The 24,160-nt window shown below is 61.3% G+C and carries 22 protein-coding genes; 11 read left to right on the top strand and 11 right to left on the bottom strand.

The window, feature by feature from the left end:
* Positions 1-36: 36 nt before the first annotated feature.
* Entirely contained in the window at positions 37-1,371 is a 1,335-nt protein-coding gene (locus tag F475_RS14980; protein ID WP_111454214.1) for a DEAD/DEAH box helicase, read from the bottom strand.
* 65 nt (positions 1,372-1,436) lie between these two features.
* A complete protein-coding gene (gene yedA / locus F475_RS14975; protein WP_018925786.1) occupies positions 1,437-2,369 on the bottom strand; it encodes a drug/metabolite exporter YedA in 933 nt (310 codons plus the stop codon).
* A gap of 164 nt (positions 2,370-2,533) precedes the next feature.
* Between yedA and F475_RS14970 the strand changes: the two genes are divergently transcribed.
* Positions 2,534-2,986 (top strand): Lrp/AsnC family transcriptional regulator, encoded by a 453-nt coding sequence (locus F475_RS14970; protein WP_111454213.1) that lies wholly within the window; start codon positions 2,534-2,536, stop codon positions 2,984-2,986.
* A gap of 18 nt (positions 2,987-3,004) precedes the next feature.
* Here F475_RS14970 and F475_RS14965 read toward each other — a convergent pair whose 3' ends face one another.
* The 3 genes from F475_RS14965 to F475_RS14955 all read right to left on the bottom strand — a co-directional run bounded on the left by F475_RS14965 (position 3,005) and on the right by F475_RS14955 (position 5,051).
* Positions 3,005-3,616 carry a PolC-type DNA polymerase III gene (locus F475_RS14965; protein ID WP_018925784.1) on the bottom strand — a complete coding sequence of 204 codons (612 nt, stop codon included), beginning with the start codon at positions 3,614-3,616 and terminating at the stop codon, positions 3,005-3,007.
* A 22-nt stretch (positions 3,617-3,638) separates the two neighbouring features.
* On the bottom strand, positions 3,639-4,118 hold the full coding sequence (locus F475_RS14960; protein ID WP_018925783.1) for an NYN domain-containing protein: 480 nt from the start codon (positions 4,116-4,118) through the stop codon (positions 3,639-3,641).
* Between the two features lie 159 nt (positions 4,119-4,277).
* Positions 4,278-5,051 (bottom strand): DUF2076 domain-containing protein, encoded by a 774-nt coding sequence (locus F475_RS14955; protein WP_018925782.1) that lies wholly within the window; start codon positions 5,049-5,051, stop codon positions 4,278-4,280.
* A 177-nt stretch (positions 5,052-5,228) separates the two neighbouring features.
* Here F475_RS14955 and F475_RS14950 point away from each other — a divergent pair, with 177 nt between their 5' ends.
* Both F475_RS14950 and F475_RS14945 read left to right on the top strand, forming a co-directional pair.
* Positions 5,229-5,903 (top strand): YciC family protein, encoded by a 675-nt coding sequence (locus F475_RS14950; protein WP_019581325.1) that lies wholly within the window; start codon positions 5,229-5,231, stop codon positions 5,901-5,903.
* Between the two features lie 74 nt (positions 5,904-5,977).
* Positions 5,978-7,057 (top strand): endonuclease/exonuclease/phosphatase family protein, encoded by a 1,080-nt coding sequence (locus tag F475_RS14945; RefSeq protein WP_064620566.1) that lies wholly within the window; start codon positions 5,978-5,980, stop codon positions 7,055-7,057.
* A 149-nt stretch (positions 7,058-7,206) separates the two neighbouring features.
* On the opposite strand, the gene hrpB is transcribed toward F475_RS14945, so the two are convergent.
* Entirely contained in the window at positions 7,207-9,723 is a 2,517-nt protein-coding gene (hrpB, locus tag F475_RS14940) for an ATP-dependent helicase HrpB (RefSeq protein ID WP_111454212.1), read from the bottom strand.
* Positions 9,724-9,820: 97 nt separating this feature from the next.
* On the opposite strand from hrpB, the gene F475_RS14935 reads away from it, so the two are divergent.
* Both F475_RS14935 and F475_RS14930 read left to right on the top strand, forming a co-directional pair.
* Positions 9,821-10,240: a hypothetical protein gene (locus F475_RS14935; protein WP_018925778.1), complete on the top strand. Its 420-nt coding sequence runs from the start codon at positions 9,821-9,823 to the stop codon at positions 10,238-10,240.
* Positions 10,241-10,269: 29 nt separating this feature from the next.
* Entirely contained in the window at positions 10,270-11,166 is an 897-nt protein-coding gene (locus tag F475_RS14930) for a cation diffusion facilitator family transporter (RefSeq protein WP_111454211.1), read from the top strand.
* On the opposite strand, the gene F475_RS14925 is transcribed toward F475_RS14930, so the two are convergent.
* Positions 11,160-12,257: a DUF6515 family protein gene (locus F475_RS14925; RefSeq protein WP_111454210.1), complete on the bottom strand. Its 1,098-nt coding sequence runs from the start codon at positions 12,255-12,257 to the stop codon at positions 11,160-11,162. The two genes, F475_RS14930 and F475_RS14925, sit on opposite strands and share 7 nt — an antisense overlap.
* Before the next feature lie 448 nt (positions 12,258-12,705).
* On the opposite strand from F475_RS14925, the gene F475_RS14920 reads away from it, so the two are divergent.
* Together F475_RS14920 and F475_RS14915 are read left to right on the top strand one after the other, a co-directional pair.
* Entirely contained in the window at positions 12,706-13,185 is a 480-nt protein-coding gene (locus F475_RS14920) for an Lrp/AsnC family transcriptional regulator (protein WP_007937367.1), read from the top strand.
* A 234-nt stretch (positions 13,186-13,419) separates the two neighbouring features.
* Positions 13,420-13,629, top strand: coding sequence for a DUF2788 domain-containing protein (locus F475_RS14915; RefSeq protein WP_007937369.1), 210 nt, complete (start codon positions 13,420-13,422; stop codon positions 13,627-13,629).
* Here F475_RS14915 and F475_RS14910 read toward each other — a convergent pair.
* From F475_RS14910 to F475_RS14895, 4 genes are all read right to left on the bottom strand, one after another.
* The gene (locus tag F475_RS14910; protein ID WP_167331180.1) at positions 13,624-14,190 is read right to left on the bottom strand and encodes a pseudouridine synthase; all 567 of its coding nucleotides are present in this window, start codon (positions 14,188-14,190) and stop codon (positions 13,624-13,626) included. The two genes, F475_RS14915 and F475_RS14910, sit on opposite strands and share 6 nt — an antisense overlap.
* Before the next feature lie 146 nt (positions 14,191-14,336).
* Positions 14,337-15,836, bottom strand: a complete 1,500-nt coding sequence (amn, locus tag F475_RS14905; RefSeq protein ID WP_168206186.1) for an AMP nucleosidase — start codon at positions 15,834-15,836, stop codon at positions 14,337-14,339.
* 107 nt (positions 15,837-15,943) lie between these two features.
* Entirely contained in the window at positions 15,944-17,593 is a 1,650-nt protein-coding gene (locus tag F475_RS14900) for an acyl-CoA dehydrogenase family protein (RefSeq protein ID WP_111454209.1), read from the bottom strand.
* Positions 17,594-17,666: 73 nt separating this feature from the next.
* Positions 17,667-20,048: a hybrid sensor histidine kinase/response regulator gene (locus F475_RS14895; protein ID WP_111454208.1), complete on the bottom strand. Its 2,382-nt coding sequence runs from the start codon at positions 20,046-20,048 to the stop codon at positions 17,667-17,669.
* Between the two features lie 429 nt (positions 20,049-20,477).
* Here F475_RS14895 and F475_RS14890 point away from each other — a divergent pair, with 429 nt between their 5' ends.
* From F475_RS14890 to F475_RS14875, 4 genes are all read left to right on the top strand, one after another.
* Positions 20,478-21,275, top strand: coding sequence for a hydroxymethylpyrimidine/phosphomethylpyrimidine kinase (locus F475_RS14890; RefSeq protein WP_019581334.1), 798 nt, complete (start codon positions 20,478-20,480; stop codon positions 21,273-21,275).
* A gap of 32 nt (positions 21,276-21,307) precedes the next feature.
* Positions 21,308-21,931 (top strand): thiamine phosphate synthase, encoded by a 624-nt coding sequence (gene thiE, locus F475_RS14885; RefSeq protein ID WP_019581335.1) that lies wholly within the window; start codon positions 21,308-21,310, stop codon positions 21,929-21,931.
* Positions 21,932-21,947: 16 nt separating this feature from the next.
* Positions 21,948-23,231, top strand: a complete 1,284-nt coding sequence (hemL, locus tag F475_RS14880) for a glutamate-1-semialdehyde 2,1-aminomutase (protein WP_018925769.1) — start codon at positions 21,948-21,950, stop codon at positions 23,229-23,231.
* A 224-nt stretch (positions 23,232-23,455) separates the two neighbouring features.
* The gene (locus F475_RS14875) at positions 23,456-24,010 is read left to right on the top strand and encodes a tetratricopeptide repeat protein (protein ID WP_018925768.1); all 555 of its coding nucleotides are present in this window, start codon (positions 23,456-23,458) and stop codon (positions 24,008-24,010) included.
* Positions 24,011-24,160: the final 150 nt, after the last annotated feature.

The following is a 24,160-nucleotide window of genomic DNA, read 5'->3' as shown; positions in this document are numbered from 1 at the left end:
TCGTTCCCACACTGCGTGGGAACGATCTTCAGAGGATCAAGGCTTACGCTTACGCGGCCCGGTATTGAACACCGGCACTTTACGCACCGGCTTGATCGAAGGCTCCGGCGCCGACGCCTCACCGCTCTCGACCCATTTACCCAGGTTGCGCTTGCCGCCACCGGAGGTTTTGGGCTTCTTCGGTTTTTTCGGCTTCTTGATCACCTGACCGCTGGCATCGGTATCCGGCACGCGGTGCTCGGGCTCGAAGTCCGGCTCTGTCTGGCGAGTCAACGTCTGACGGGTCAACATCTCGATGGCCGACAGTTGATTCACTTCATCAGCGCAGACCAGCGAAATAGCCTGCCCGGTTGCGCCCGCACGGCCGGTACGACCGATGCGGTGGATGTAGTCCTCGGCCACGATCGGCAGGTCGAAGTTGACCACCAATGGCAAATCTTCGATATCCAGGCCTCGGGCAGCCACGTCGGTGGCCACGAGGATCTGCACTTCGCTGGCCTTGAAGCGATCCAGCGCCCGCTGGCGAGTTGCCTGGGGTTTGTCGCCGTGGATGCCGTCGGCATTGACGCCCAGGCCCTGGAGCTTTTCCACCAACGCGTCGACGCCGTTACGGGTCTTGGCGAACACCAGCACCTGCTTCCACTTGCCCTTGCGCATCAAGTGAATGAACAGCTCCGGCTTGCGCTTTTTGTCCACCGTCACCACCCATTGCTTGACGGTGTTGGCGGCCACGTTGCGCGGGCTGACTTCGATGCTCAGCGGGTCGTTGAGCATTTGCCCGGCCAGCATGCGGATCGCATCGGAGAAGGTCGCGGAGAACAGCAGCGTCTGACGTCTCGAAGGCAGGGCTTTATAGATATTCCCCAGCTCCTCGGAAAAGCCCAGATCGAGCATGCGATCGGCTTCGTCCAGCACCAGGGTTTGCAGCTGGTTGAACTTGAGCGCGTTCTGACGGAACAGGTCGAGCAAACGGCCCGGGGTCGCCACCAACAGGTCGACGCCTTTGCGCAGTTTCATCATTTGCGGGTTGATGCTGACGCCGCCGTACACCGCGTAGGTGCTCAACGGCAGGTTCTCGGCATACTGGCGCACGGCTTCGTGAACCTGTTCGGCCAGTTCGCGGGTCGGCACCAGAATCAGCGCGCGCACGGAGTTGGCGCTGACTTTCGGCCCTTCCATGGCCAGCAATTGCAGCAGCGGCAAGGCGAAACCGGCGGTTTTGCCGGTGCCGGTCTGGGCCGCGGCCATCAGGTCGCGACCGGCCAGCACCGCCGGAATCGCTTGCGCCTGAACCGGCGTCGGGGTCTGGTAGCCAAGCGTCTCGAGGGCGCGCAGCAAGGGTTCGATCAGGCCAAGGGTGGCGAAAGTCATGGGAATACCGTAGGAAAAATCAGCGCGATTGTGCGAAACAAGTGTGCAATGGCGCGCAGTTTACCCTAATTCGCGCGGGATTCTGTCGGCACCGCTACGGCAGGGGCAGGCCGATCTGTGCCACGGCGCCACTGTGGCAACCCGATCAACACCACCGCACTGATGATCACCGCCATCGCCAGCGTTTCTTCGATACCGATGGTCTCGCCGACAAACACGATCCCCAGCAACACCGCCACCGCCGGGTTGACGTAGGCATAGCTGGTGGCCGCTGCCGGCCGCACGTGTTTCAACAGGTACATGTAGGCGTTGAAGGCGATGATCGAACCGAAGAGGGTCAGGTACGCCAGCGCCGCCCAACCTTCGATCGGCGGCAGACTTTCCAGACGCTCACCACTCACCGCACTGCCGATCAGCAACACCACGCCACCCACCAGCATCTCCACAGCACTGGCCATCGCGCCCTGAGGCAACGGCAAATGTTTGCTCCACACCGAACCGAAGGCCCAGGACGCCGCCGCGAACACCAGCAACGCCGCGCCCAACGGGCTCGACTGCAGGTTGGAACCGAGGTTGAGCATGGCAATGCCGATCAGCCCGAGCACAATCCCGGCCCATTCGAGACGGGTATTACGCGCGCCCCAGAAATATCCGCACAGCAAGGTAAACAGCGGCACCGTCGCCACCGCCAACGCGGCCACGCCAGAGGCCACGCCCGTGTGTTCGGCGACGCTCACCGCACCGTTACCGCATGTCAGCAGCAAAATCCCGATGATCCCCGCCGCTTTCCACTGCGCCCAGGTCGGCGCCGGCGCCCCGCGCCAGCGCAGGTACGCGTACATCAACGTCCCGGCGAGCACGAAGCGGATACCGGCGAGCAGCAACGGCGGCCAGTACTGCACGCCGATGCGAATCACCAGATAAGTCGACCCCCAAATCACGTACAACGCGAAAAAAGCAGCGATCAGCGGTAAGGAAAAACGGCGTAGACCAGACATGGGCAGCTCGATGAACAAGACAAGGAGAGCCGCTATTCTAGAAAGGCCAACAGCGGAAAATAAGCTACAAAACCTGTTTATAGCGCCGGTACACTTTTCAAAACACGGAGTTCGACGCTATAAACCGTGCTTTCGAAAGTCAGTCATTTTTCAGGTAGGCCACGATGGACAAATACGACCGCATGCTCCTCAGCGCCCTGTTGGAAAACGGTCGTGCGTCCTACGCCGATCTGGCGCGCCAGGTGAACCTGTCCGCTCCGGCGGTGGCCGAACGCGTCGCCAAACTTGAGGCTTGCGGGGTGATCACCGGTTACCAGGCGACAGTCGACCTGTCCAAAATCGGCCTGCCGATCCAGTGCGTCATCGAGCTGCGCCTGAACCAGCACGGTAATCAGAAAACCTACGACGAACTGATCAAAATCCCACAGCTCACCGAATGCCATCGCGTCACCGGCGACCCGTGCGTGATCATGCAAGCGGCGGTGGGCTCGATGCCGGAGCTGGAAGAGTTGATCAACCGGATCGCCACGTTCGGGTTCAGCAAGACCTCGATTGTGTTGTCGAGTGCCATCGAAAAGCGCGTGCCGTTGGGTCAACTGGAGGGGAATGGCAAATAGTTCTCCAGGGTGCTTCTGTCAGAACCCGCGATACCGCTTCAAATGCTCATTGATCTTCGCCGCCGGTACTTTCTGCAGGCTGCACAACAGATCATGGGACAACTCGCGCAATCCATGCTTTTGCCGCAGCTCTTGCGCCAGATGCGCCGTCAGGTTGGCGGCCATTTCCGCATCGGCCATGGCCCGGTGAGCCTTGCCGGTATTGGGCAGACTGGCGAAGGTAGTGAGGGTGCCGAGTTTGTGGTTCGGCGCGGCGGGCATCAGGCGGCGGGCGAGTAACAGCGAGCAGGCAAAGTTCTGCAGGCGTGTACGTTTGATTCGCCCAAGCTCGTAGTCCCAGAACTTCTGGTCGAACGCAGCGTTGTGCGCCAGCAGCGGCGTGATGCCGACGAATTCGTTGACCTCGTTCATCACCTGCTCGGCCGAAGGCGCAGTGCGCAGCATGGCGTTGCTGATGCCGGTCAGTTGTTCGATGAACGCCGGCACCCGCACGCCGGCATTCATCAGGCTTTGGTAACGCTCGACGATGCGCCCCTGTTCAAGAATCACCACGGCAATTTCCGTGGCCCGGCAGCTGCTGCTCGGGGAGATCCCGGTGGTTTCAAAGTCGATGACTGCTATGCGTTCCAAACCTGTTTCAACTCCGTAAAAATCAATTCTTGAGCAGCAACGCGCCTTCGATCGGTACGTAACGACTGGCGGCGCGGATCAGCGAGTTGGCCGTCAGGCCCGGCACGCCGTAGGCCACCGCCTGCACACCGTGCTTGGCGATGATGCGCTCCAGCAGCATGTCGAAATCACCGTCGCCAGAGGCCAGCACCACTTCGTCAACATGGTCGGCGGCGTCCATGATGTCGAGGGTGATGCCCACGTCCCAGTCGCCTTTGGCCGAACCGTCGCTGCGCTGGATGTAGGGCTTGAGCTTCACGACGAAGCCGAGGTTGCGCAGGATCTGCTGGAACTGCTGCTGTTTGCTGTCGCCACGATCGATCGCATAGGCGTAGGCCTCGACAATCTGCCCCTGCTTGCTGACGTCAGCCCACAAGGCGGCATAGTTGAAGTGGCAACCATAGGCCTGGCGCACGGTGTAGTAGAGGTTCTGGACATCGGCGAACACTGCGATTTTTTTCACCGTACATCCTCTCAGCGCGTTGGCGCGCGGGGTCGTGGCGCACAGGCGCGCGGGCTGGATCAGGCTCCAGGCCCGAAAAGTCGCCCAGTATGCCAGCCAGAAGGATTGTTCCGCGAATAATCGGCCCGGAGCGCCATGGCGCTCCGGACGAATGGCAGGTCAGATGAAGGAGTCGTCGTCATCGCCGCCGAAGAACGATGAACTGTCATCATCGTAATCCGCGTCGGTGAAACCGCCCTGATCGCTGGAGTTGTCAGCTACGCGCTGATCATTGCCCCAACCGCTGCTATCGCTCTGATCGTTGACCTTGGCCGGTTCTTCCTTGATGACTTCAACCACTTCCGGCTGCTGATTGTGATGGAACAGGCTGCTGATGCCTTGCGCCAGCATCACGCCACCGGCCACACCTGCTGCCGTTTTCAACGCACCGCCGAGGAAACCGCTGCCGACAGGCTGTTGCGGTGCGTAATTCTGCTGAGGTGGCGCTCCGAAATTCTGCTGAGCAGGCGGTGCACCGAAGTTTTGCTGCGGCTGCGAGTTGAACGACGGCCGTCCTGGTTCACGCCAGCCGCCATTCGAGGGGGCTGCGCTTTGAGTCGGCGCAGGCTGCGGATCACGGGAAGCTCCGCCGAAAATGCTCGACAAAAAGCCGCCGCTTGGCGCCGGCGCCGCTGTCTGGGCCTTGGCCTGTTGCAGTTCGGCCTGCAATTGCTGCACTTGCTGGGTGAGTTGCTTGTTCTGTTCGTCGAGGCTCTTGATGGCTGCCTCTTGCACCAGAATCGCCTGGGTCATGAAATAGCCCGCCGCTGGTTGGCGAGTCAGGTGTTCCTTGATCCGCGCCTCGGCCTGGGCGTCGCGCGGGGCTGAGTCCGTTTCGGCCTGTTGCAGCCGGGAAAACAGTCCATCGATCAGGGTTTGTTCTTCGCTGTTCATGGCGACCTCGTAGATTGCCGGGAATATCAGTGCCCTCACCCACAGTGGATAAGGTGCTCACCAGTAATGGGGCTGATACAGGATGTTTCAATGACCTTTACCGAACGTTTACGTTTGTGCCCCGAAGGGGTTGATCGGTTAAAGTGAGGCACTGCTTTCAACCTGCGATACCGACTGATGAATTCGTTCGATGTACTGCGTGACTCTCTGTATTTCTTCAAGCGCAATCTGAGCCAGATCGTGCAGCTATGCCTGCCGCTGGTGATTGTCGAGGCGCTGCTGCAACAAGTGGTCGACCGCTCCACCGGGCCGGACAGTTTCGCCGGCATCAGTGTGATTGTCGGCTTGCTGGTGTATCCGCTGTACACCGCCGCGCTGATCCTGTTTCTCGATGCCCGCAGCCGAGGCGAATCGCCGCGTACCCGCGACCTGTTGGCAGCCGCGGCGACCCTGTGGCCGCGCTTCGCCGTGCTGACCGCCCTTAATACCCTGCTGATCCTGATCGGCCTGTCGCTGTATTTCCTGCCGGGCATCTGGCTGATGGTGACGCTGGCGTTCGGCGAGTACCTGTTGGTGCTGCGCGGCCTGGCACCGCTGGCGGCGATGAAGGAAAGCCTGCGCCTGACCCGCGGGCATTTCATACGCATTCTGGTGTGCATTCTGTGCGTGATGGGCCCGCTGTGGGTGCTCAAGGGAGCGACGCTGGCGGTTTACCCTGACCCGCAGAACCCGGTGATCTCCCTGCTGATCGACAGCGCCCACAGCTTCCTGCAGCTGTTCACCAGCGTGGTGCTGTTCCGTTTGTTCATGCTGATCGCCGATGCGCCCGAGAAATCTGATGAGCGGCTCTGACCGCTCTACCCTTGGGCTTTGGCGCTGCTCTCGGTTATGCTCGGGGTCAATCTTGTAACGCGATAAGCCGAGCTATGCCCCGTCTACTGCGCTACACCCTGCTGGGCCTGCTGATCGCCATCAGCCTGATTGCAATGCTGATCTACAGCCTGACCTGGCGCCCCGACGCCAAGGAAGCGCTGCCGGTCAGTTGCAACGCCCAGGCGCCGACGCTGGTGCCCGGCCAGGCGCTGAAGGTGATGACCTGGAACGTCCAGTATCTGGCCGGCAAGCGCTACGTGTTCTGGAACGACCTGGCCGCAGGAGACGACGAATCCCCTACACCTGAAGACATGGCCTTCAGCCTCGACGAAGTGGCGCGGGTGATTCGCGACGAGCAACCGGACATCGTGCTGTTGCAGGAACTCGATGAAGGCGCCAAGGCCAGCGACTACCAGAACCAGTTCAAATTACTTCAGGATCGGGTCACCGACCTGTATCCGTGCACCACTCAGGCCTTCGACTGGAAAGCCGACTTCGTACCTGAACCGCATATTTTCGGCAGCGTTGGCCGGCAATTGGCGACCCTGAGCCGCTACCGAATCGAACACGCCGAACGCCTGCAATTGCCGGTCGCGCCGGCCAATGTCATCAGCCGTCAGTTCAAGCCGAAAGACGCCTTGCTGGTCACGTACCTGGCATTGAACGACGGTGGCCAGATGGCCGTGCTCAACACCCATCTGGACCGCACCAGCCAGCTCGACGATACCTTGCAATCCCAGGTGACCGCCGTGGCCAAGGTGCTCGACAAGTTCGAAAGCCAAGGCACGCCGTGGTTGATCGGTGGAGATTTCAACCTGTTGCCGCTGGGCCAGTATCAACGCCTGCCCGCCGAGCAACGCACGCCCTACTCTGCCGACAGCGCGCTGCATGTGCTGTGGGACAAATACCCGATGATCCCCACCAACAACGAAGCCAGCGGTATCGACCGGGCACAATGGTTGACCCATTACCCGAATGATCCCGGCTTGAACGGGCCGGACCGGACCGTCGACTACCTGTTTTACAGCCCGCGCATCAAACGGGTCGAAGCGCGGGTGCGGCAGGACGATACGTTGCGCATTTCCGATCATTTGCCGGTGATTGCGCGGTTTCTGTTGCCGGCCGCGCCATAAAACACCTGTGGCGAGGGAGCTTGCTCCCGCTCGACTGCGCAGCAGTCGTAAACCGATTGACGCCACGCACCTGAAAAATGATGTGACAGAATTTGGGGCTGCTTTGCAGCCCAACGGGAGCAAGCTCCCTCGCCACAAAAATCCGTGCCCTACTTACGAGGCTTAACCCGCGCCGTCGCCTCGGCCACCAGCGGATCATCCGGCCAGTAGTGCTTCGGATACCGCCCCTTCAAATCCTTCTTCACCTCGGCATAGGTGCTGCGCCAGAAGTTCGCCAGGTCCTGCGTCACCTGCACTGGCCGCCGCGCCGGGGACAACAGATGCAGTTTCACCACTTGCCGGCCGCCGGCAATCCGCGGAGTCTCGGCCAAGCCGAACAACTCCTGCAACCGCACCGCCAGAATCGGTGGCTGTTCACTGTAATCCAGACGAATCGATGAGCCCGACGGCACGCTCAAATGATGCGGCGCCAGCTCATCCAGCCGTTGCGGCAACGGCCACGGCAGCAGGTTGTGAACGATGCTCGACAGGTCCAGATTGGCGAAGTGACTGAGCCGCGAGACTTTCCCCAGATAGGGCATCAGCCAGTGTTCGAGGCTTTTGAGCAATGTTGCGTCGCTGACATCCGGCCATTCGCTCTCGCCTTTACCCGCGAGATCCAACTGCCGCAACAACGCCACCCGCGCCTGCCACTGACGCAGCTCCGGGGTCCACGGCAACAACTCCAGCCCCTTGCGCCGCACCAGGTTCACTAGCGCCTGACTGCGAGCACTTTCATCGAGCCCGGTCAGCGGTTCGCGGCTGAGGATCAACTCGCCGACCTTGCGCTGACGCTCGGCCCGCAGCACACCTTCGCGCTCATCCCAATCCAGTTGATCGACGCACCGCACCTGTTCGGCCAGCACGGAGTCGAACAGCGCCGGATCAAAATCCGTCGCCAGATAAATCCGTTCTTCACGCTGGCCCTGACGACTGCCCAGATCGGCGATCACCAGCCACGGTTGCTTCATCAGGCTGTCCGCCTCGGCAAATAGCGCCGCACGACCGTTGGCCAGGCGATACTCCGCGCCACCGGCCCGCCGCTGTTGGGCGACCCGATCGGGATAAGCCAATGCCAGCAGCGCACCGAGCCAACGCGGATGTTCGGGATCGCTGACCGGCTCCGACGCTTTGCCGCGCAAATAACCGCGATACTGTCGCGCCAGTTGCCGGGCCCGTTGAACACCGCCCTGCGCACCGCGAGCGGCCCGCTCTTCACCGGATAACAGCACCAGTCGGCTGTGCAGGTCCGCGCCAGCACCACGCAAGATATCGCGCTCACCAAGCAGTGCCGCGACATCACAGGCCATGTCGGCCAGACCGAGCGCCTGGCCACGCAACAGCAAATGGGCGATCCGTGGATGGGCCGGCAGTTCGGCCATGGCCTGACCATGACGGGTCAGCGCTTCTCCCTCCAGCGCACCCAAACGCTCAAGCAGATCCTGGGCCTGTGCATAAGCCGCTGCCGGAGGCACATCGAGCCAAACCAACTGCCCCGGCGTCACGCCCCAACGACCGAGTTGCAAGGCCAGCCCGGCAAGGTCCGCCGAGAGTATTTCCGCACTGGCGTAAGCCGCCAGTTGCTCGTGCTGGTCCTGCGACCACAAGCGATAACACACGCCGGGCTCCAAACGCCCGGCCCGACCTGCACGCTGCGTTGCACTGGCTTTGGAGATCCGTTGGGTATCCAGGCGAGTCATGCCGCTGCCGGGGTCGAAACGCGGCACGCGCGCCAACCCGGCATCGATCACCACGCGCACGCCATTGATGGTCAGGCTGGTTTCGGCGATGTTGGTGGCCAGCACCACTTTGCGCTTGCCCGCAGGCGCCGGGTCAATCGCCGCCCGCTGCGCCGCCAGGTCCAGTTCGCCGTGCAACGGGCACAGCAACACCGGCGTGCCCTCGCCCAAGGCATCGGCCAATTGTTGATGCACCCGCCGAATTTCCGCCTGCCCCGGCAGGAACACCAGCAGGCTGCCGGTTTCATCGTTCAGCGCGTCGAGGATGGTCTGCACCACCTTTGGCTCGATGAACTCACCGGGCTGAAACGGCCGGCCCCAGCGCATCGCCACCGGGTACATGCGACCTTCGCTGCGCAGGATTGGCGCGTCATCCAGCAACCCGGCCAGGCGTTCGCCTTCCAGGGTTGCCGACATCAAGAGGATTTTCAGCGGTTGATCGTCGCGGAACAGCTCCCGGCCATTCAGGCTCAGGGCCAGCGCCAGGTCGGCATCGAGGCTGCGCTCGTGGAATTCATCGAAAATCAGTAAGCCCACGCCTTCCAGCGCCGGGTCATCCTGCAGGCGCCGGGTGAGGATGCCTTCGGTGACCACTTCGATGCGGGTATTGGGGCCGACCTTGCTGTCAAGACGAATGCGATAACCCACGGTTTCGCCGACCTTCTCGCCCAATTCACTGGCCAAGCGCTCCGCCGCCGCCCGCGCTGCCAACCGGCGCGGTTCGAGCATTAGAATGGTCTGCCCGGCCAGCCACGGCTCATCGAGCAAGGCCAACGGCACCCGGGTGGTTTTACCAGCACCGGGCGGTGCTTCGAGCACGGCTTCGTGGCGCGTAGCGAGGGCTTCACGCAGGGCGGGTAAAACTTCATCAATTGGCAAAGAAATCATGCTGGCTCCCAAACAGAGGGCCGAGTATAACGGCGTTCAGCGCGGTCCTAATTCATATCGACGATGCTTCGTTTCCAGATAACCCAGGAGATTTCAAATGCGTGCTCCCTTTCGCTTGATCGGCGGTGTATTGATCGCGTCCTTGCTGACCCAAATGACCGCCTGCGGTTCGATTTTCTACCCCGATCGCCGCGGCCAGATTGACGGCAAGATTGACCCGGCCATTGCCGCGCTGGATGCAGTGGGCCTGCTGTTCTATATCATCCCCGGCCTGATCGCCTTTGCAGTGGACTTCACCACGGGTGCCATTTACTTCGAGCCCGGCCGGACCGCCCAGGTGGCGCCGGAAAAACTCAAGGAAGCCATCGGCGCCGACGGCAAGGTCGATAACCACAAGTTGCAGACTATTCTCGAAAGTGAACTGGGCCGCAGCTTCCCGCTGGACGATCCGCGTCTGATCCAGCACAAGGGCAGCGCCCAGCAACTGGCTATGTTCGGCCTGCAACCGGCTGCATAATTCGTGCATTTGAAGGAACCACAGCACTGATGACGACCCCTACCGACCACGCCCGCCTGCTGCGGCTGGCGACGCGCGCCTCGGTGGCGGTCGCGTGCATATTGATCATCGCCAAAGCCATCGCCTGGTGGCTGAGCGGCTCGGTGAGCATGCTCGCCGGGTTGACCGACTCCGCCCTCGACGGCATTAGCTCGCTGCTCAACCTGATGGCCGTGCATTACGCCTTGCGCCCGGCCGACGATGATCATCGATATGGGCACGGCAAGGCCGAATCACTGGCGGGCATGGCTCAGGCGCTGTTCATTGGTGGCAGTGCCGTGCTGATTTCCCTGCAGGCGATCGAACGGTTGAAACATCCGGAACCGATAGGCGCAGCGTGGCTCAGTATCGGGGTGATTGTGTTCTCCCTCGTCCTGACCGTGGCCCTGCTGATGTTGCAGCACCGGGTAATCAAGGCTACCGGCTCCAACGCGGTGAGCGCCGACTCCTTGCATTACCGTTCGGACCTGCTGCTCAACGGCGGCATTCTCGTAGCGCTGGTGCTGGCAGGGTTTGGCTGGCAGCAAGTCGACCCGTGGTTCGGCCTGGGGATCGCTGCTTACATCCTCTGGAGCGCGATTCAAATCGCCCGGGATAGTTTTGCAGTGCTGATGGATGAAGAATTGCCGACCGATGTCAGCCAGCACATGCTCGAACTGGCCTGCAGCGTACCCGGCGTTCTGGGTGCCCACGACTTGCGCACGCGGATTTCCGGCAACCAGTGGTTCGTGCAACTGCATCTGGAATTGCCGGGGGACTTGACCCTGTCAGTCGCCCACGGCATCAGCGATCAAGCCGCCGATGCGATTCATGCCGTCTACCCGCGAGCCGAAGTGCTGGTGCACGCCGACCCGCAGGAAGTGGTGAAGGCCGCCAGGGCTCAGTAACTCACCTGATAACCGCGACTGCTCAGGCAGTTGCCCTGGGCCTGTCGGTAAACTTGCACCACCGACGGATCCGGTCGGTAGGTGGCAGTACGTGGATCGAAACCGCTCTGTTGCACGGCCCAGCGATAACATTCATAAGCGTCCCGGCTGACTTCCTCCGGCGACTGGCCGTTGGCTGGGTACGCCACCACGTCATAACCATTGCTCACCGGTGGCGGCTGCACAGGAGGGTCGACCACGACGTAATCCTGAGTGCTCTCCTGATAGGCGTAATATGCGCCGGCCGCCAGGAACAACAGCGTGCCGCCGATCCACACTTCACGGGCGTAATCGGGCAAGTAGCTGACGCGAATCCCGCGAGGCGGCTGAACCACCACATAACGCGGGCCTTGCGGGCGATACCAGTAGCCACCGGAATAGAAGTAATCCTGGCCACGATACGGCACGCGGAAGTGACGCTCCTCCGGGAAGCGGTCGATCACGTACCCAGGACGATACTGCGGGCCGGGGCCCCAGCCTGTGCCGTGCCCCTCCGGACGACCGGGCCAGCGACGGTCATCGTGACGCGGCTCCCGCCCCCCGGTCTGCCATGGCTGGTTGTGATTGTTACGCCACGGTTCGTCCTGATAGTAGCCACGCCGCGGTTCCTGGGTCTGGCGCACGGTATCGGGCCGACTCTGGATTGGCAGATTATTACTCGGTTGTTGCGGCGCTCGCTCCTGAACGTTTGGATCGTGTAGCGGACGGTTCTGCCACTGGCCACCCTGAACGCTGGAGTCGTGCGGCGTACGGTTCTGCCACTGGCCGCCCTGAACGCTGGAGTCGTGCGGCGCCCGGTTCTGCCACTGGCCGCCCTGATTCTGGTCGTGGCGTTCGAATTGGCGGCTGTTGTCGCCACGAATGATTTCGGTGTTCTGCGGGCGTGGCTGATTGCTGCTGCCATGGCCCTGGCCCTGTTCATTGCCCCGATGATCAGGCCCACGCTGCCCGCCATCGGGGCCACGGTTCTGCGGTTCATCGGCAAGCGATTGTGCAGTGACACTTACACACAGCAAACCAACACTGGCTAAACGCCAGATGCGCGATTTCATGCTTTTCCTCACGGCGGGTTAGGGCCTGTACGTAAGACTGGGAAAGCGCAGGCCGGTTCTGCAACAGGTTATCAGTCACGTAACTTTTTTATTGAGCGGCTTTTTATTAAGGGCATGCCGAATTGCGGGCAAGAAAAAAGGGAGACCCGTCGGCCTCCCTTTGAGAACTTCGTCCGTGCTCGACGCTTATGACGTCGGCTCACCTCACGCCGTCTTCTGGACAGTGTGTAGCTCGGGGGCCGACGCATCCCCGGTGGGGGTGGCGACCGCAGCTGGCCTGATTGGGCGAGCCGCACTGGACTGTTTGTCCGAGCAGTGATTCTGGTGATAAGAATAGGCCCGGAGCACCGACAGAGGATTGCGAAGATTGCTCAAATAAACATCACTTGCGCAATTTTTAACTCAGGATAGATAATCTGCCGCAATAGTTATGACAAAGGCCTGATTGATGAGCAAACTCGACCGATACGACCTGAGTATTTTGGCGGAATTACAGCGCGACGCGCGCATCTCCAATCAGGAGCTGGCCGAACGCATCGGCCTGTCGCCTTCGCCTTGCTCGCGACGGGTCAAGCAACTGGAAGACGACGGCTACATCTCCCGCCAGGTCGCCTTGCTGGACCGCAAGATGCTCGGCCTGAGCCTGACCGCCTACGTGCTGATCGGCATGGACCGCCATACACCCGAGCGTTTCGAGAACTTCGAAGCCGCCATTCGCACATTACCGCAAGTGCTGGAATGCAGCCTGGTGACCGGGATGGACGCGGATTATCAGCTCAAGGTGGTGGTGCCGGACATGGATCACTATCAGAAGCTGCTGCTGGGGCATCTGACCCGGATTGAAGGGGTGACGAGTGTACGGTCGAGTTTCGTGTTGAACCAGGTGCTTAACAGCACTGAACTGCCTCTAACCCACCTGCGCAGCTGATTGTGGCGAGGGGGCTTGTCGGAACGCCGCACCGCCCCGTTCGGCCGCGCAGCGGTCGTAAAATCAAAGAACGCGGTGTGTCAGGTAAAACTCATGGGCTGGCTTTGGGGCTGCTTCGCAACCCAACGGGGGCAAGCCCCCTCGCCACAATCCGACGCAGGTCAATACCCCGCCAATCCCCCTTGGCGTATACTCCTCCCGCCTTTTTAGCCCCGCCCGCGCTGGAGATGTTCAATGGATCCTGCAGTTTTCGAAGAGTGGATGATGACTGGCCTGGTCAGCATCCTGATCATTTTCATGGGTTTCATCGTCTGGGATCTGGCAAAAAAATCCAAAGCCGGACGCTTCGGCTCGTTCATTCTGTTCTTTGTGCTGGGGTTGGGTGTGGCCGCATTCGTGATCAAAAGCGTGGTCATCGGCCTGATCGAATCCGGCACGCTATAAACGCGCCGGCACTTCCTTCCACTGTCCCTGATCGAGCCCTTCGATCGACCAGTCACCGATTTTGACCCGCACCAGGCGCAACGTCGGCAAGCCGACCGCCGCGGTCATGCGCCGCACCTGACGGTTGCGCCCCTCGCGAATTACCAACTCCAGCCAACTGGTGGGCACGCTTTTGCGAAAACGCACAGGCGGGTTGCGCGGCCACAGCTCAGGCTCATCAAGCTGCCGCGCCTCGGCGGGCAAGGTCATACCATCGTTCAGCTCGACGCCCTCGCGCAAACGCTGCAACTGCTCAGCGGTTGGCTCGCCTTCCACTTGCACCCAGTAAGTCTTGGCCAGTTTGTGTTTCGGGTCGGCAATCCGCGCCTGCAGCTGGCCGTCGTTGGTCAGCAGCAACAAGCCTTCGCTGTCGCGGTCCAGCCGTCCTGCCGGGTAAATCCCCGGAATCTCGATAAAGTCCTTGAGCGTCGCCCGCCCTTCGCCGTCGCTGAATTGCGTCAGCACATCGAAAGGTTTGTTGAACAGAATCAGCTTCGGCTCGGCCGGGGGCGCTTTGGCGATACGGCGCGGGGCGGAAGAAGATGACACAGGCTTCACGCCAGGGCGGCGGGAAACGGGACGTTGAGGACGGGACATGGCGAGAAGAACATCTAACGGTCAGGGCTGCTAATGCTAGTGCCCCAACCGTCAAATGACCATGAGAACAATCAGCGGAACGGCGGCTCGTCGAAGCTGCGCAGTTTGCGTGAGTGCAGCGAGTTGAGCTCGGTGCGCAACAGATCCACCGCCTCGATGCCGATTTTCAAATGCTGGCTGACCGCGCGCTCATAGAACGCGTTGGCCGACCCCGGCAGTTTGATTTCGCTGTGCAGCGGTTTATCCGACACACAGAGCAACGTGCCATAGGGCACCCGCAAGCGATAACCCTGGGCCGCAATCGTGCCGCTTTCCATGTCCACCGCCACGGCGCGGGACAGGTTGATCAGCGGACGTTCCTGCGCCCAGCGCAGTTCCCAGTTACGGTCGTCGTAGGTCAACACGGTGCCGGTACGCAGGCGTTTCTTCAGTTCGTCGCCCTTCTCACCGGTGATGTTGGCCGCCGCTTGCTGCAACGCCAACTGCACTTCGGCCAAGGCCGGAATCGGAATGTTCGGTGGCACCACCCGGTCGAGAATCCCGTCGCGACGCATGTAAGCGTGTGCCAGCACGTAATCGCCAATGGTCTGCGACTGACGCAAGCCGCCGCAGTGGCCGATCATCAGCCAGCAATGCGGACGCAGCACGGCCAAATGGTCGGTGATGTTCTTGGCGTTGGACGGGCCGACGCCGATGTTCACCAGGGTCACGCCATGGCCATCGCTGGCGATCAGGTGATAGGCCGGCATCTGGTAACGATGCCAGACCACGCCCGCGGCAATCGCCGAGGCTTCGCCGTGGTCCATGCCCTTTTCGATGATCACGTTGCCCGGCAACACCATGCGTACAAAACGCGGGTCTTTGCGCAGTTGTTCCAGGCCATGAACGATGAACTGGTCGACGTAACGGTGGTAGTTGGTCAGCAGAATCCACGGCTGCACATGCCGCCAGTCGCTGCCGGTGTAGTGCACCAGTCGGCGCAGGGAGAAGTCCACCCGCGCGGCATCGAACAGGGCCAATGGCAGCGGGTCGGTGTTTTCCCAATCGTACAAGCCGTCGGCGATGCCATCGGTGGCGGCCGACAGATCCGTACTCGGGAACACCCGCGCCAGTACCGCCGCCGTAACGCCAGAGCCGGCCAGCTCATCGCCCTGCTCGACCACATACGGATAAGGAATGTTTTGCTGGCTGACGCCGACTTCCACGGTCACGGTGAAGTCGTGCATCAACGGAACGAGTTGCTCCAGCAGGTATTTGCGAAAGGCTGCTGGATGAGTGACGGTGACGCTGTAGGTCCCCGGCAATTGAACCTTGGCATAGGCGCGAGTGGTCTGTGGGACTTCGCCCTGGCAGAGGTAGGTCAGACGCAACTCGGGATAACGAAACAGGGCACGCTGTTCAGCGTCCGGCTCGACGCGATCCTTGAGATAACGCTTGAGCGCTTGATTCAGCGCTGTGGTTGCACGCTCGTGCAAGACAGCAAGCCGATCAACGGCTTGCTCGGCGGTTTGAACGACAATAAACGCTTCGGTCACGATCAGCTTCCTGTGTTCTGGCTTGCAGACCTTCATCTTGCCTGCATCATCGCTTCACGGGAACAGTGAAAAAAGATCGTAGCCTTCGGCAATTCCTACAGAGGTCCTCGTACACCTGCCGAAGGCTGCGATCTTTTCGCCCTTCAGAAGCCCTGCGGTGTCGAGCGGGCCACAATCGCTTCCACATCCAGCCCTCGCGGCAACGTTCCATACACCCGACCGGCCGAACCGAGGCGGCTGGCGATGAACGCATCACTGACCGCCGCATTACCCGCCTCCAGCAACAGCCTGGCCTGAAGCCCCAAGGCGATGTCTTCGGTGAGCTGGCGGGCGCGGTATTGAATGTCGTCGGTGTCCTTGAACGCCTTCTGCAACTGGCCGATGTGTGTGGCCAGGCGTTTGTCGCCATGGCCATCGCCCAACTCGTTGAACAGCACATCGAGCACGCCCGGTTCTTTCGACAACGCGCGCAACACGTCGAGACATTGCACGTTGCCGGAGCCTTCCCACGTCGAGTTGACCGGTGCCTCACGGTACAGTCGCGGCAAGATGCTTTCTTCGACGTAACCGGCGCCGCCCATGCATTCGGCCGCTTCGTTGATCATCGCGGGCGCGCGTTTGCAGATCCAGTACTTGCCCACTGCCGTCACCAATCGAGCGAATTTCGCTTCGTGGTCGTCATCCAGATGATCCAGCGCTCGCCCCATGCGCAGGCTCAACGCCAGGGCGGCTTCGCTTTCCAGGGCCAGGTCGGCCAGCACGTTTTGCATCAAGGGTTGTTCGCTGAGCAACTTGCCACCGACCTTGCGGTGGGCGCAGTGATGGCTGGCCTGGGTCAGGGCCTGGCGCATCAGCGCGCTGGAGCCGACCATACAATCGAAACGGGTCATGGCGACCATTTCGATAATGGTCGGAACGCCCCGGCCCTCTTCGCCGACCATCCAGGCCAGGGCGCCACGGAACTCCACCTCGCTGGAGGCGTTGGACCAGTTGCCGAGTTTGTTTTTCAGCCGCTGTATGTAGAACTGATTGCGCGTGTCATCCGGACGATGACGCGGCAGCAGGAAACAGGTCAGCCCTTTGTCGGTCTGGGCCAGGGTCAGGAAGGCGTCACACATTGGCGCCGAGCAGAACCACTTGTGGCCCACCAGTTCATACGCCTGGCCCGGCCCACCGCCCCCCACCGGAAACGCCTTGGTGGTGTTGGCCCACACATCGGTGCCGCCCTGTTTCTCGGTCATCGCCATGCCGATGGTGACTCCGGCCTTATGGGCCATGCCGACATTGCGCGGGTCGTACTCGGTGGCGAGGATTTTCGGCAGCCATTGCCGGGCCAGATCCGGCTGCAGGCGCATCGCCGGGACGCTGGCGAAAGTCATGGTCAACGGGCAACCGCTACCGGCCTCTGCCTGACTGTGCAAATACGTCATGGACGCGCGAGCCACATGAGCGCCCGGTTGCGGATCGGTCCAGGGCAACCCTGTCAGGCCATGCTCCACCGCCGTGTGCATCAACTGGTGATAAGCCGGGTGAAACTCCACCAGGTCGATGCGATGGCCGTAACGGTCATGGCTGACGAACACGGGTTTGTTTTGATTGGCCGCAAACCCGGCCTCCATCAGCGGCCCGCCGGCCAATGCGCCGTAAGCATCGATCCGCGACTCGGCCCAACCGGCATCGAACCGTCGCGACCATTCCTGCAAAGGCAGGTCGATGCGATAGAGGTTGATGCCATCCAGCGACGGGGGCTGGTTGGTGACTTCGTGGGTTTCGGCGAACTGATGCAGGTTCATGACGGGGCTCCTTTGGTCAGCCAAGGGCTTCAGTTAAGCACCGCCCCGAGGCCGAACAAAGTGGCATATCTGCCTAAATGTCGGCGCTTTCGCCTTGTCCAGAACAGAGCACCCGTCGATAGAGCGCGGCCTGCAAGTCCTCGAATTTCACCGGTTTGTTCAGGTAGTCGACCACGGTGTCGCTCGGGCAGTGCACTCGGTCCGCACTCAGGGCAATCATGAACACGGGTAATTCGGCGCAACCCGGCAACGCACGGATCCGGCGGCAGATGGAGGCGCTGTCCGCTGGCGGCAACTGGCAATCGAGCAATACAGCGTCAACGGCTTCACATTGCAATTGATCGAGCGCAGCAAGGCCATTGTCAGCGGTGCGTACCCGGAACCCGAGCTTGAGCAACATGCCGCGCATCACCAATTGATTGATGCTGTTGTCATCGACCAGCAATACCGTGCACTCCTGGGGCAAGCGCAGGCCGGTGGTCTGCCGGGTGATCGAGGGAGCAGGCTCCACCAACGACAGCTCGAATTCGACGTCCAGCTGGAAGCGGCTTCCACGGCCTGGTTCGGAACGGTGGCTCAGGCGCCCCCCGAGCAATTCGACCAACTGCCGACAGATCGCCAGGCCAACGCCAAGACCGCCATATTCACGGGTCATCGAGCCGTCGAGCTGGAAGAAGCGCTGGTACAGCGTCGCCTCCCCCAGATCGGTAAAACCGATGCCGGTGTCGATCACCGCAAAAGACAGCGCCAGCCGACCGGGCTCCGCCGCCGGTTTACCCGTCACCCGCAGCGCCAGACCACCGACTCGGGTGAATTTGATTGCGTTGTCCAGCAAGCATTCCAGGCATTGCGCCAGCTTGCCGCTGTCGCCGAACAAACGATCCGGCAACCCGGGTGCTACCTCGACCTTGAAGTCCAGCGACTTGCTCGACGCATTGCCATCGAACTGCCCGCGCAAAGACTCGACCATACTGCGCAAGCTGAACGTGTCCGGATAGACCTTGAGCTTGCCGGCCTGCAATTCGGTCAGGGTGAGGATGCCGTTGACCATGCGCATCATGTCCCGCGCCGAACCTGCCGCAGTTTGCTGATACTGCTCCAGCTCTGGGTTCATCTCGACGGTCTGCATCAGCTCCAGCGAACCGATCACACCGTTCATGGGCGTGCGCAGTTCGTGGGTCAACGTGGCGAGGAATTCGTCCTTGAGCCTATTGCTGTGAGCCAGTTGCTGGTTCAGCACCTCAAGCTTCTGGCCGGCGTCGAACAACGTCTGTGCCTGATGCTCGCGCATGGCGTTGATACGATCAGCCAGGGCCAGGGACAGCAACGCCACTTCAAGCGCCGAGCCGATCTGGCTGGCGTACATGGTGAGGAACACGTTGGGCAAATACCCCAACACCATCATCGTGTTGACGACGCCACCGAGCAAAAATGCCGACCAGGCAATGATGAAGTAGCGCGCCACCCTCAAGCCACGCCACCAGGCGAAAACCCCGGCAGCGAAAATCACTACGGTAAAGACCAGTGCCAACGCCGTCGCCAGACGCAGGGCCAGGGCGTAACTGGTCATCAGAGATAACCCGACCACCAGCGTACTGAACGCGATCAGCGCCAATAGCACACGGTCCAGCCAGCGGCTGTGGGTGGCCGTCCGCAGGAAGCTGCGGGCGAACTGGCTGCCGAACAACCCTGAACAGCCGATGAAGAACGGCGTCGCGGCATTGGCCCACCACGGATTGTTCGGCCAGAAATACTCCACGGCCGCGCCGTTCACCGACAGCTGATACAAGCCGAACGAGGCGATGTAGACGATGTAATAGAGGTAACTGGTATCGCGCACACTGAGGAAGATGAACAGGTTGTAGACCAGCATCCCCAGCAACACGCCGTAAATCAGCCCCAGCACATAAAGCCGCACCGGCTGCTCTTCAAGGTAAGCAGTGCTCGACCACAAGGTGACGGGCGCCTGGATCGAGCCTTCGCTTTGCAGACGCAGGTACACGGTTTGCGCCTGCCCGGGCGCAAAGCTCAGACCGAACAGATAGTTGTTCTGACGAATTTCGCGAGTGGCGAACGGCAACGCATCGCCCGTCTGTCGGACCAATTGATAGTCGCCGCCAGCATCGGGCAAGTACAGATCAAGGTGATCGAGGGGTGGATAGGCCAATTCCAGCAGCCAGGTCCGTTGCGCCGACGGATTGGTCGGACGGTATTGCAGGTCGATTTTCAGCCAGAACGCCGAACGCGAATAGCCGGCGTTGAGGGTGGCTTTATCGTGGGGTTTGAAGTGCCCGGCCGCGGCTTGCGCACGGACATCGGCAATGGTCGCTTGACCGCCCGGGTCTTCATAAACCTGCATCGTTCGGCCCAGGGGAAGGCTCTGGGTGAACTCGTCGAACTCGACGGCGCTCGCCAGGAGGGGCAAGCACAACAGCAACATCAGCAAATAGCGCATTTAAGCCCCAGCGTGGCCTGTCCGGTTCTGTCAGGAAGCCCCCCATTCCTTTTGAGTAGACGTAAAACCGGTATTACCTGTTATTGGTTTGGATCCACTCTAGCATAGCCGTTAGTGGCCATTGAACACCATTGAATTTTTTCCTAAAAAGGCTCTAGCACGGGCGTTCCAGCGCTATGTATTGAGCTAGAGCTGTTGGCTTGATCAGGATGTGACAATGTCCCGGCGAGTGATGAACACCTGTGGCGAGGGGGCTTGCCCCCGTTCGACTGCGAAGCAGTCGTAAATCTGCCGACGCGGTGTTCCAGACAGAAGGCAAAGGGGGCGCTTCGCACCCCAACGGGGGCAAGCCCCCTCGCCCACAATGTATCGGCCGGACTGGACGTCGCAACACCCGAAAAAACATGTTTGGTGGTAAGCTCGCGCACCATGAATATCTACAGCTCTCGCCCCGTTGTCCTCTGTCTCTCCGGCCACGACCCTAGTGGTGGCGCCGGCTTGCAGGCAGATATCGAAGCCCTGCTTGCCCAGGGTTGCCATGCGGCTCCGGCCGTCACCGCCCTGACCGTGCAAGACACAGTCAACGTCACTGACTTCCGCGTGCTCGATCGCGAGTGGGTACTGGCCCAGGCCAATGCCGTGCTCAACGACTCCGAAGTCGCCGCCGTCAAACTGGGCATGCTCGGTTCCCTGGAAATGGTCGACACCGTGGTCGAACTGCTTTCAGCGCACCCGCATTTGCCAGTGGTCTGCGACCCGGTGCTGCGTGCCGGCGGTGGCGGACGACTGGGCAAGGACGAAGTCGGCTACGCCATGCGCGAACGCTTGCTGCCGTTGTCGATCATCGCCACCCCTAACCTTCCCGAAGCCCGCATCCTCGCCGAACTGCCCGAAGGCACCGCCGACGAGTGCGCGGAAAAACTCCTGCCATTCGTCAAACACCTGCTGATCACCGGCGGCCATGGCGACGAACACGAAATCCACAACCGCCTGTACAGCCGCGACGGTCGCCGCGAAACCTTTACCTGCCAGCGCCTGCCCGGCAGTTATCACGGTTCCGGTTGCACGCTGGCCAGCGCCCTCGCCGGTCGCCTGGCCCAGGGTGAACACCTCGCCAGTGCCGTACAGAGCGCGCTTGACTACACTTGGCGCACCCTGCGAGATGCGGAACAGCTGGGCAAAGGCCAGTTCGTGCCCCGCCGCCTGCCGCTGGATTTCTGTTCGTAACTTTCGATGCGTAAAGCGCAGAGGCTTGTCCGATGAAACTACGTGGCCTGTACGCCATTACCGACAGCCAGCTACTGGCCGGTAAATTTCTTTCGTACGTGGAGGCGGCGCTCGAAGGCGGCGTCACCCTGCTGCAATACCGCGACAAAAGCAGCGACGAGGCCCGCCGCCTGCGCGAGGCCGAAGCCCTGCGTGATCTGTGCGACCGCTACAAGACCCAGCTGATCATCAATGACGACGCCGAACTGGCCGCGCGACTGAATGTCGGCGTGCACCTGGGCCAGACTGATGGCCCACTGATGCCGGTGCGAGCACTGCTCGGGCGCCAGGCGATCATCGGCTCGACCTGCCACGCGCAACTCGAACTCGCCGAACAAGCCGCCAAGGAAGGCGCCAGTTACGTCGCCTTCGGCCGCTTCTTCAATTCCAACACCAAGCCCGGCGCACCCGCGTGCAGCCTCGACCTGCTCGACCAGGCCCGCAGCAAGCTGCACCTGCCGATCTGTGCGATCGGCGGCATCACCCTGGACAACGCTGCCCCGCTGGTGGCCCACGGCGTCGATCTGCTGGCGGTGGTGCATGGCCTGTTCGGCGCCGAGAGCACGGCTGAAGTGACGCGTCGCGCCCGCGCCTTTAACGAATTGTTCAAATCCTGATTTTGAGAGCCAAATAATGTCTCGTTCCGAAACCCTGTTTGCCAATGCCCAGAAACACATCCCCGGAGGCGTGAACTCGCCTGTTCGTGCGTTCAAGAGCGTTGGCGGCACACCGTTGTTCTTCAAACACGCCGAAGGCGCCTACGTCACCGACGAAGACGACAAGCGCTATGTGGATTACGTCGGTTCCTGGGGCCCGATGATTCTCGGCCACAGCCACCCGGACGTGCTGGATGCGGTGCGCAAACAGCTTGAGCACGGCTTGTCCTACGGCGCCCCGACCGCGATGGAAACCGAGATGGCCGACCTGGTCTGCTCGATCGTGCCGTCGATGGAAATGGTGCGCATGGTCAGCTCCGGCACCGAAGCGACCATGAGTGCGATCCGTCTGGCCCGTGGTTTCACCGGTCGCGACAGCATCATCAAATTCGAAGGCTGCTACCACGGTCACTCCGACAGCCTGCTGGTCAAGGCCGGTTCCGGCGCCCTGACCCAAGGCGTACCGAGCTCGGCCGGTGTACCGGCGGCGTTCGCCAAACACACCCTGACCCTGCCGTTCAACGACATCGACGCAGTAGAAGCCATGCTCGCCGAAGTCGGCCAGGACGTGGCCTGCATCATCGTCGAACCGGTGGCCGGCAACATGAACTGCGTACCGCCGGCACCGGGTTTCCTCGAAGGCCTGCGGACCCTGTGCGACAAGCACGGCGTGGTGCTGATTTTCGACGAAGTGATGACCGGTTTCCGTGTCGCCCTCGGCGGTGCCCAAGCCTATTACGGCGTAACACCGGACCTGAGCACCTTCGGCAAGATCATCGGTGGCGGCATGCCCGTGGGCTGCTTCGGCGGCAAACGCAAAATCATGGAACACATCGCGCCACTGGGCCCGGTCTACCAGGCCGGTACGTTGTCGGGTAACCCGCTGGCGATGGCGGCTGGCCTGACCACGCTGCGTCTGATCAGTCGTCCGGGTTTCCACGCCGAACTGAGCGACTACACCAGCCGCCTGCTCGATGGCCTGCAACAGCGCGCCGATGCCGCCGGCATTCCCTTCGTGACCACTCAGGCCGGCGGCATGTTCGGTCTGTACTTCAGCGGCGCCGACGACATCGTCACCTTCGATGACGTGATGGCCAGCGATGCGAACCTGTTCGGGCGCTTCTTCCACCTGATGCTCGAAGGCGGCGTGTACCTGGCGCCGAGCGCCTTCGAAGCCGGCTTCACCTCGATCGCCCACGGCGAAACCGAGTTGAAACTGACGCTGGACGCCGCCGAACGTGCCTTCGCCGCACTGAAGTAAATCTGCGACGCTGACGTTGGCGATTGCCAGCGTCAGCTTTCACCTACATCCGCTCCCTTTTTCCTGCTCAGCTGCCAATAATCCCCCGCAAAGTGGGTGATATAGTCCCCGCGCAGCAGAAAAACGAGTAAAGACTTTGTAAGGTTGGCCCTGCTTATTTCATAATGCGCGCTTATTGGATCCCTCGACGGGTCCGCGCGCCCCTCAGAGGTAAGTCGATTCCCATGAACCGCACCGGCCGCACCCTTGCATTGGGCTGCCTGTTGCTCCTTCAGCCCCTGCTCGCGCTCGCACAAGCAGGCGGCAACTCGTTGTTGATCCCGGCGATGGGTCGCTGCACCCTCAATACTCAGCCGCAAGACCTGACGCAAGCGCTCGCCGCCTGCCAGAAAGCGTCGGATGAAGGGGATGCGCAAGCGCAATACGAGTTGGGTGAGTTCTACTACGAAGGCAAAAACGTACCGCGCGACCTCAATAAAGCCCTGAGCTACTTCGAAAAGGCCTCGCTGCAAGGTCATGCCCAGGCGCAATTCAAACTCGGCACCATGTTCTTCCATGGCGAAGGTGTACCGGCCAATAACATTCAGGCGTATATCGTGCTGAAAATGGCTGCGGTCAACGGCGCCGAAGACGCGCTGGACACCGCCGACGAAGTCGCCGAAAAAATGCCCCGCGAAGACCTGGAAGTTGCTACCCAGGTGCTGGGGCAAATTTTCCGTAAATACCTGATGGAATTGCAGAGCGCCGACGGGCGTACGCCGTTTTCGCCACTTCCCTGAATTGAACACGCCCCCCTGTGGCGAGGGAGCTTGCTCCCCGCTCGGCTGCGCAGCAGTCGTAAAACCCAAGAACGCGGTGTGCCAGACTTATCGTGATTGCAGATCTCGGGGCCGCTTCGCGCCCTGGCGGGAGCAAGCTCCCTCGCCACA

It is taken from the genome of Pseudomonas sp. URMO17WK12:I6 (assembly GCF_003253625.1).
Taxonomy (GTDB): domain Bacteria; phylum Pseudomonadota; class Gammaproteobacteria; order Pseudomonadales; family Pseudomonadaceae; genus Aquipseudomonas.
Note: the sequence above shows the minus strand (reverse complement) of the source record. Positions and strands in the feature narration are given on the sequence as shown.

Bases quoted from the DNA above. Each gene is read 5' to 3' on its own strand.
- F475_RS14895 (WP_111454208.1), bottom strand. From the start codon at position 20,048: ATGCGCTATTTGCTGATGTTGCTGTTGTGCTTGCCCCTCCTGGCGAGC.
- F475_RS14950 (WP_019581325.1), top strand. From the start codon at position 5,229: ATGAATTCGTTCGATGTACTGCGTGACTCTCTGTATTTCTTCAAGCGC.
- F475_RS14920 (WP_007937367.1), top strand. From the start codon at position 12,706: ATGAGCAAACTCGACCGATACGACCTGAGTATTTTGGCGGAATTACAG.
- yedA (WP_018925786.1), bottom strand. From the start codon at position 2,369: ATGTCTGGTCTACGCCGTTTTTCCTTACCGCTGATCGCTGCTTTTTTC.
- F475_RS14915 (WP_007937369.1), top strand. From the start codon at position 13,420: ATGGATCCTGCAGTTTTCGAAGAGTGGATGATGACTGGCCTGGTCAGC.
- F475_RS14980 (WP_111454214.1), bottom strand. From the start codon at position 1,371: ATGACTTTCGCCACCCTTGGCCTGATCGAACCCTTGCTGCGCGCCCTC.
- F475_RS14925 (WP_111454210.1), bottom strand. From the start codon at position 12,257: ATGAAATCGCGCATCTGGCGTTTAGCCAGTGTTGGTTTGCTGTGTGTA.
- F475_RS14875 (WP_018925768.1), top strand. From the start codon at position 23,456: ATGAACCGCACCGGCCGCACCCTTGCATTGGGCTGCCTGTTGCTCCTT.
- F475_RS14935 (WP_018925778.1), top strand. From the start codon at position 9,821: ATGCGTGCTCCCTTTCGCTTGATCGGCGGTGTATTGATCGCGTCCTTG.
- F475_RS14890 (WP_019581334.1), top strand. From the start codon at position 20,478: ATGAATATCTACAGCTCTCGCCCCGTTGTCCTCTGTCTCTCCGGCCAC.
- F475_RS14930 (WP_111454211.1), top strand. From the start codon at position 10,270: ATGACGACCCCTACCGACCACGCCCGCCTGCTGCGGCTGGCGACGCGC.
- hrpB (WP_111454212.1), bottom strand. From the start codon at position 9,723: ATGATTTCTTTGCCAATTGATGAAGTTTTACCCGCCCTGCGTGAAGCC.
- amn (WP_168206186.1), bottom strand. From the start codon at position 15,836: ATGAAGGTCTGCAAGCCAGAACACAGGAAGCTGATCGTGACCGAAGCG.
- thiE (WP_019581335.1), top strand. From the start codon at position 21,308: ATGAAACTACGTGGCCTGTACGCCATTACCGACAGCCAGCTACTGGCC.
- F475_RS14945 (WP_064620566.1), top strand. From the start codon at position 5,978: ATGCCCCGTCTACTGCGCTACACCCTGCTGGGCCTGCTGATCGCCATC.
- F475_RS14900 (WP_111454209.1), bottom strand. From the start codon at position 17,593: ATGAACCTGCATCAGTTCGCCGAAACCCACGAAGTCACCAACCAGCCC.
- hemL (WP_018925769.1), top strand. From the start codon at position 21,948: ATGTCTCGTTCCGAAACCCTGTTTGCCAATGCCCAGAAACACATCCCC.
- F475_RS14955 (WP_018925782.1), bottom strand. From the start codon at position 5,051: ATGAACAGCGAAGAACAAACCCTGATCGATGGACTGTTTTCCCGGCTG.
- F475_RS14970 (WP_111454213.1), top strand. From the start codon at position 2,534: ATGGACAAATACGACCGCATGCTCCTCAGCGCCCTGTTGGAAAACGGT.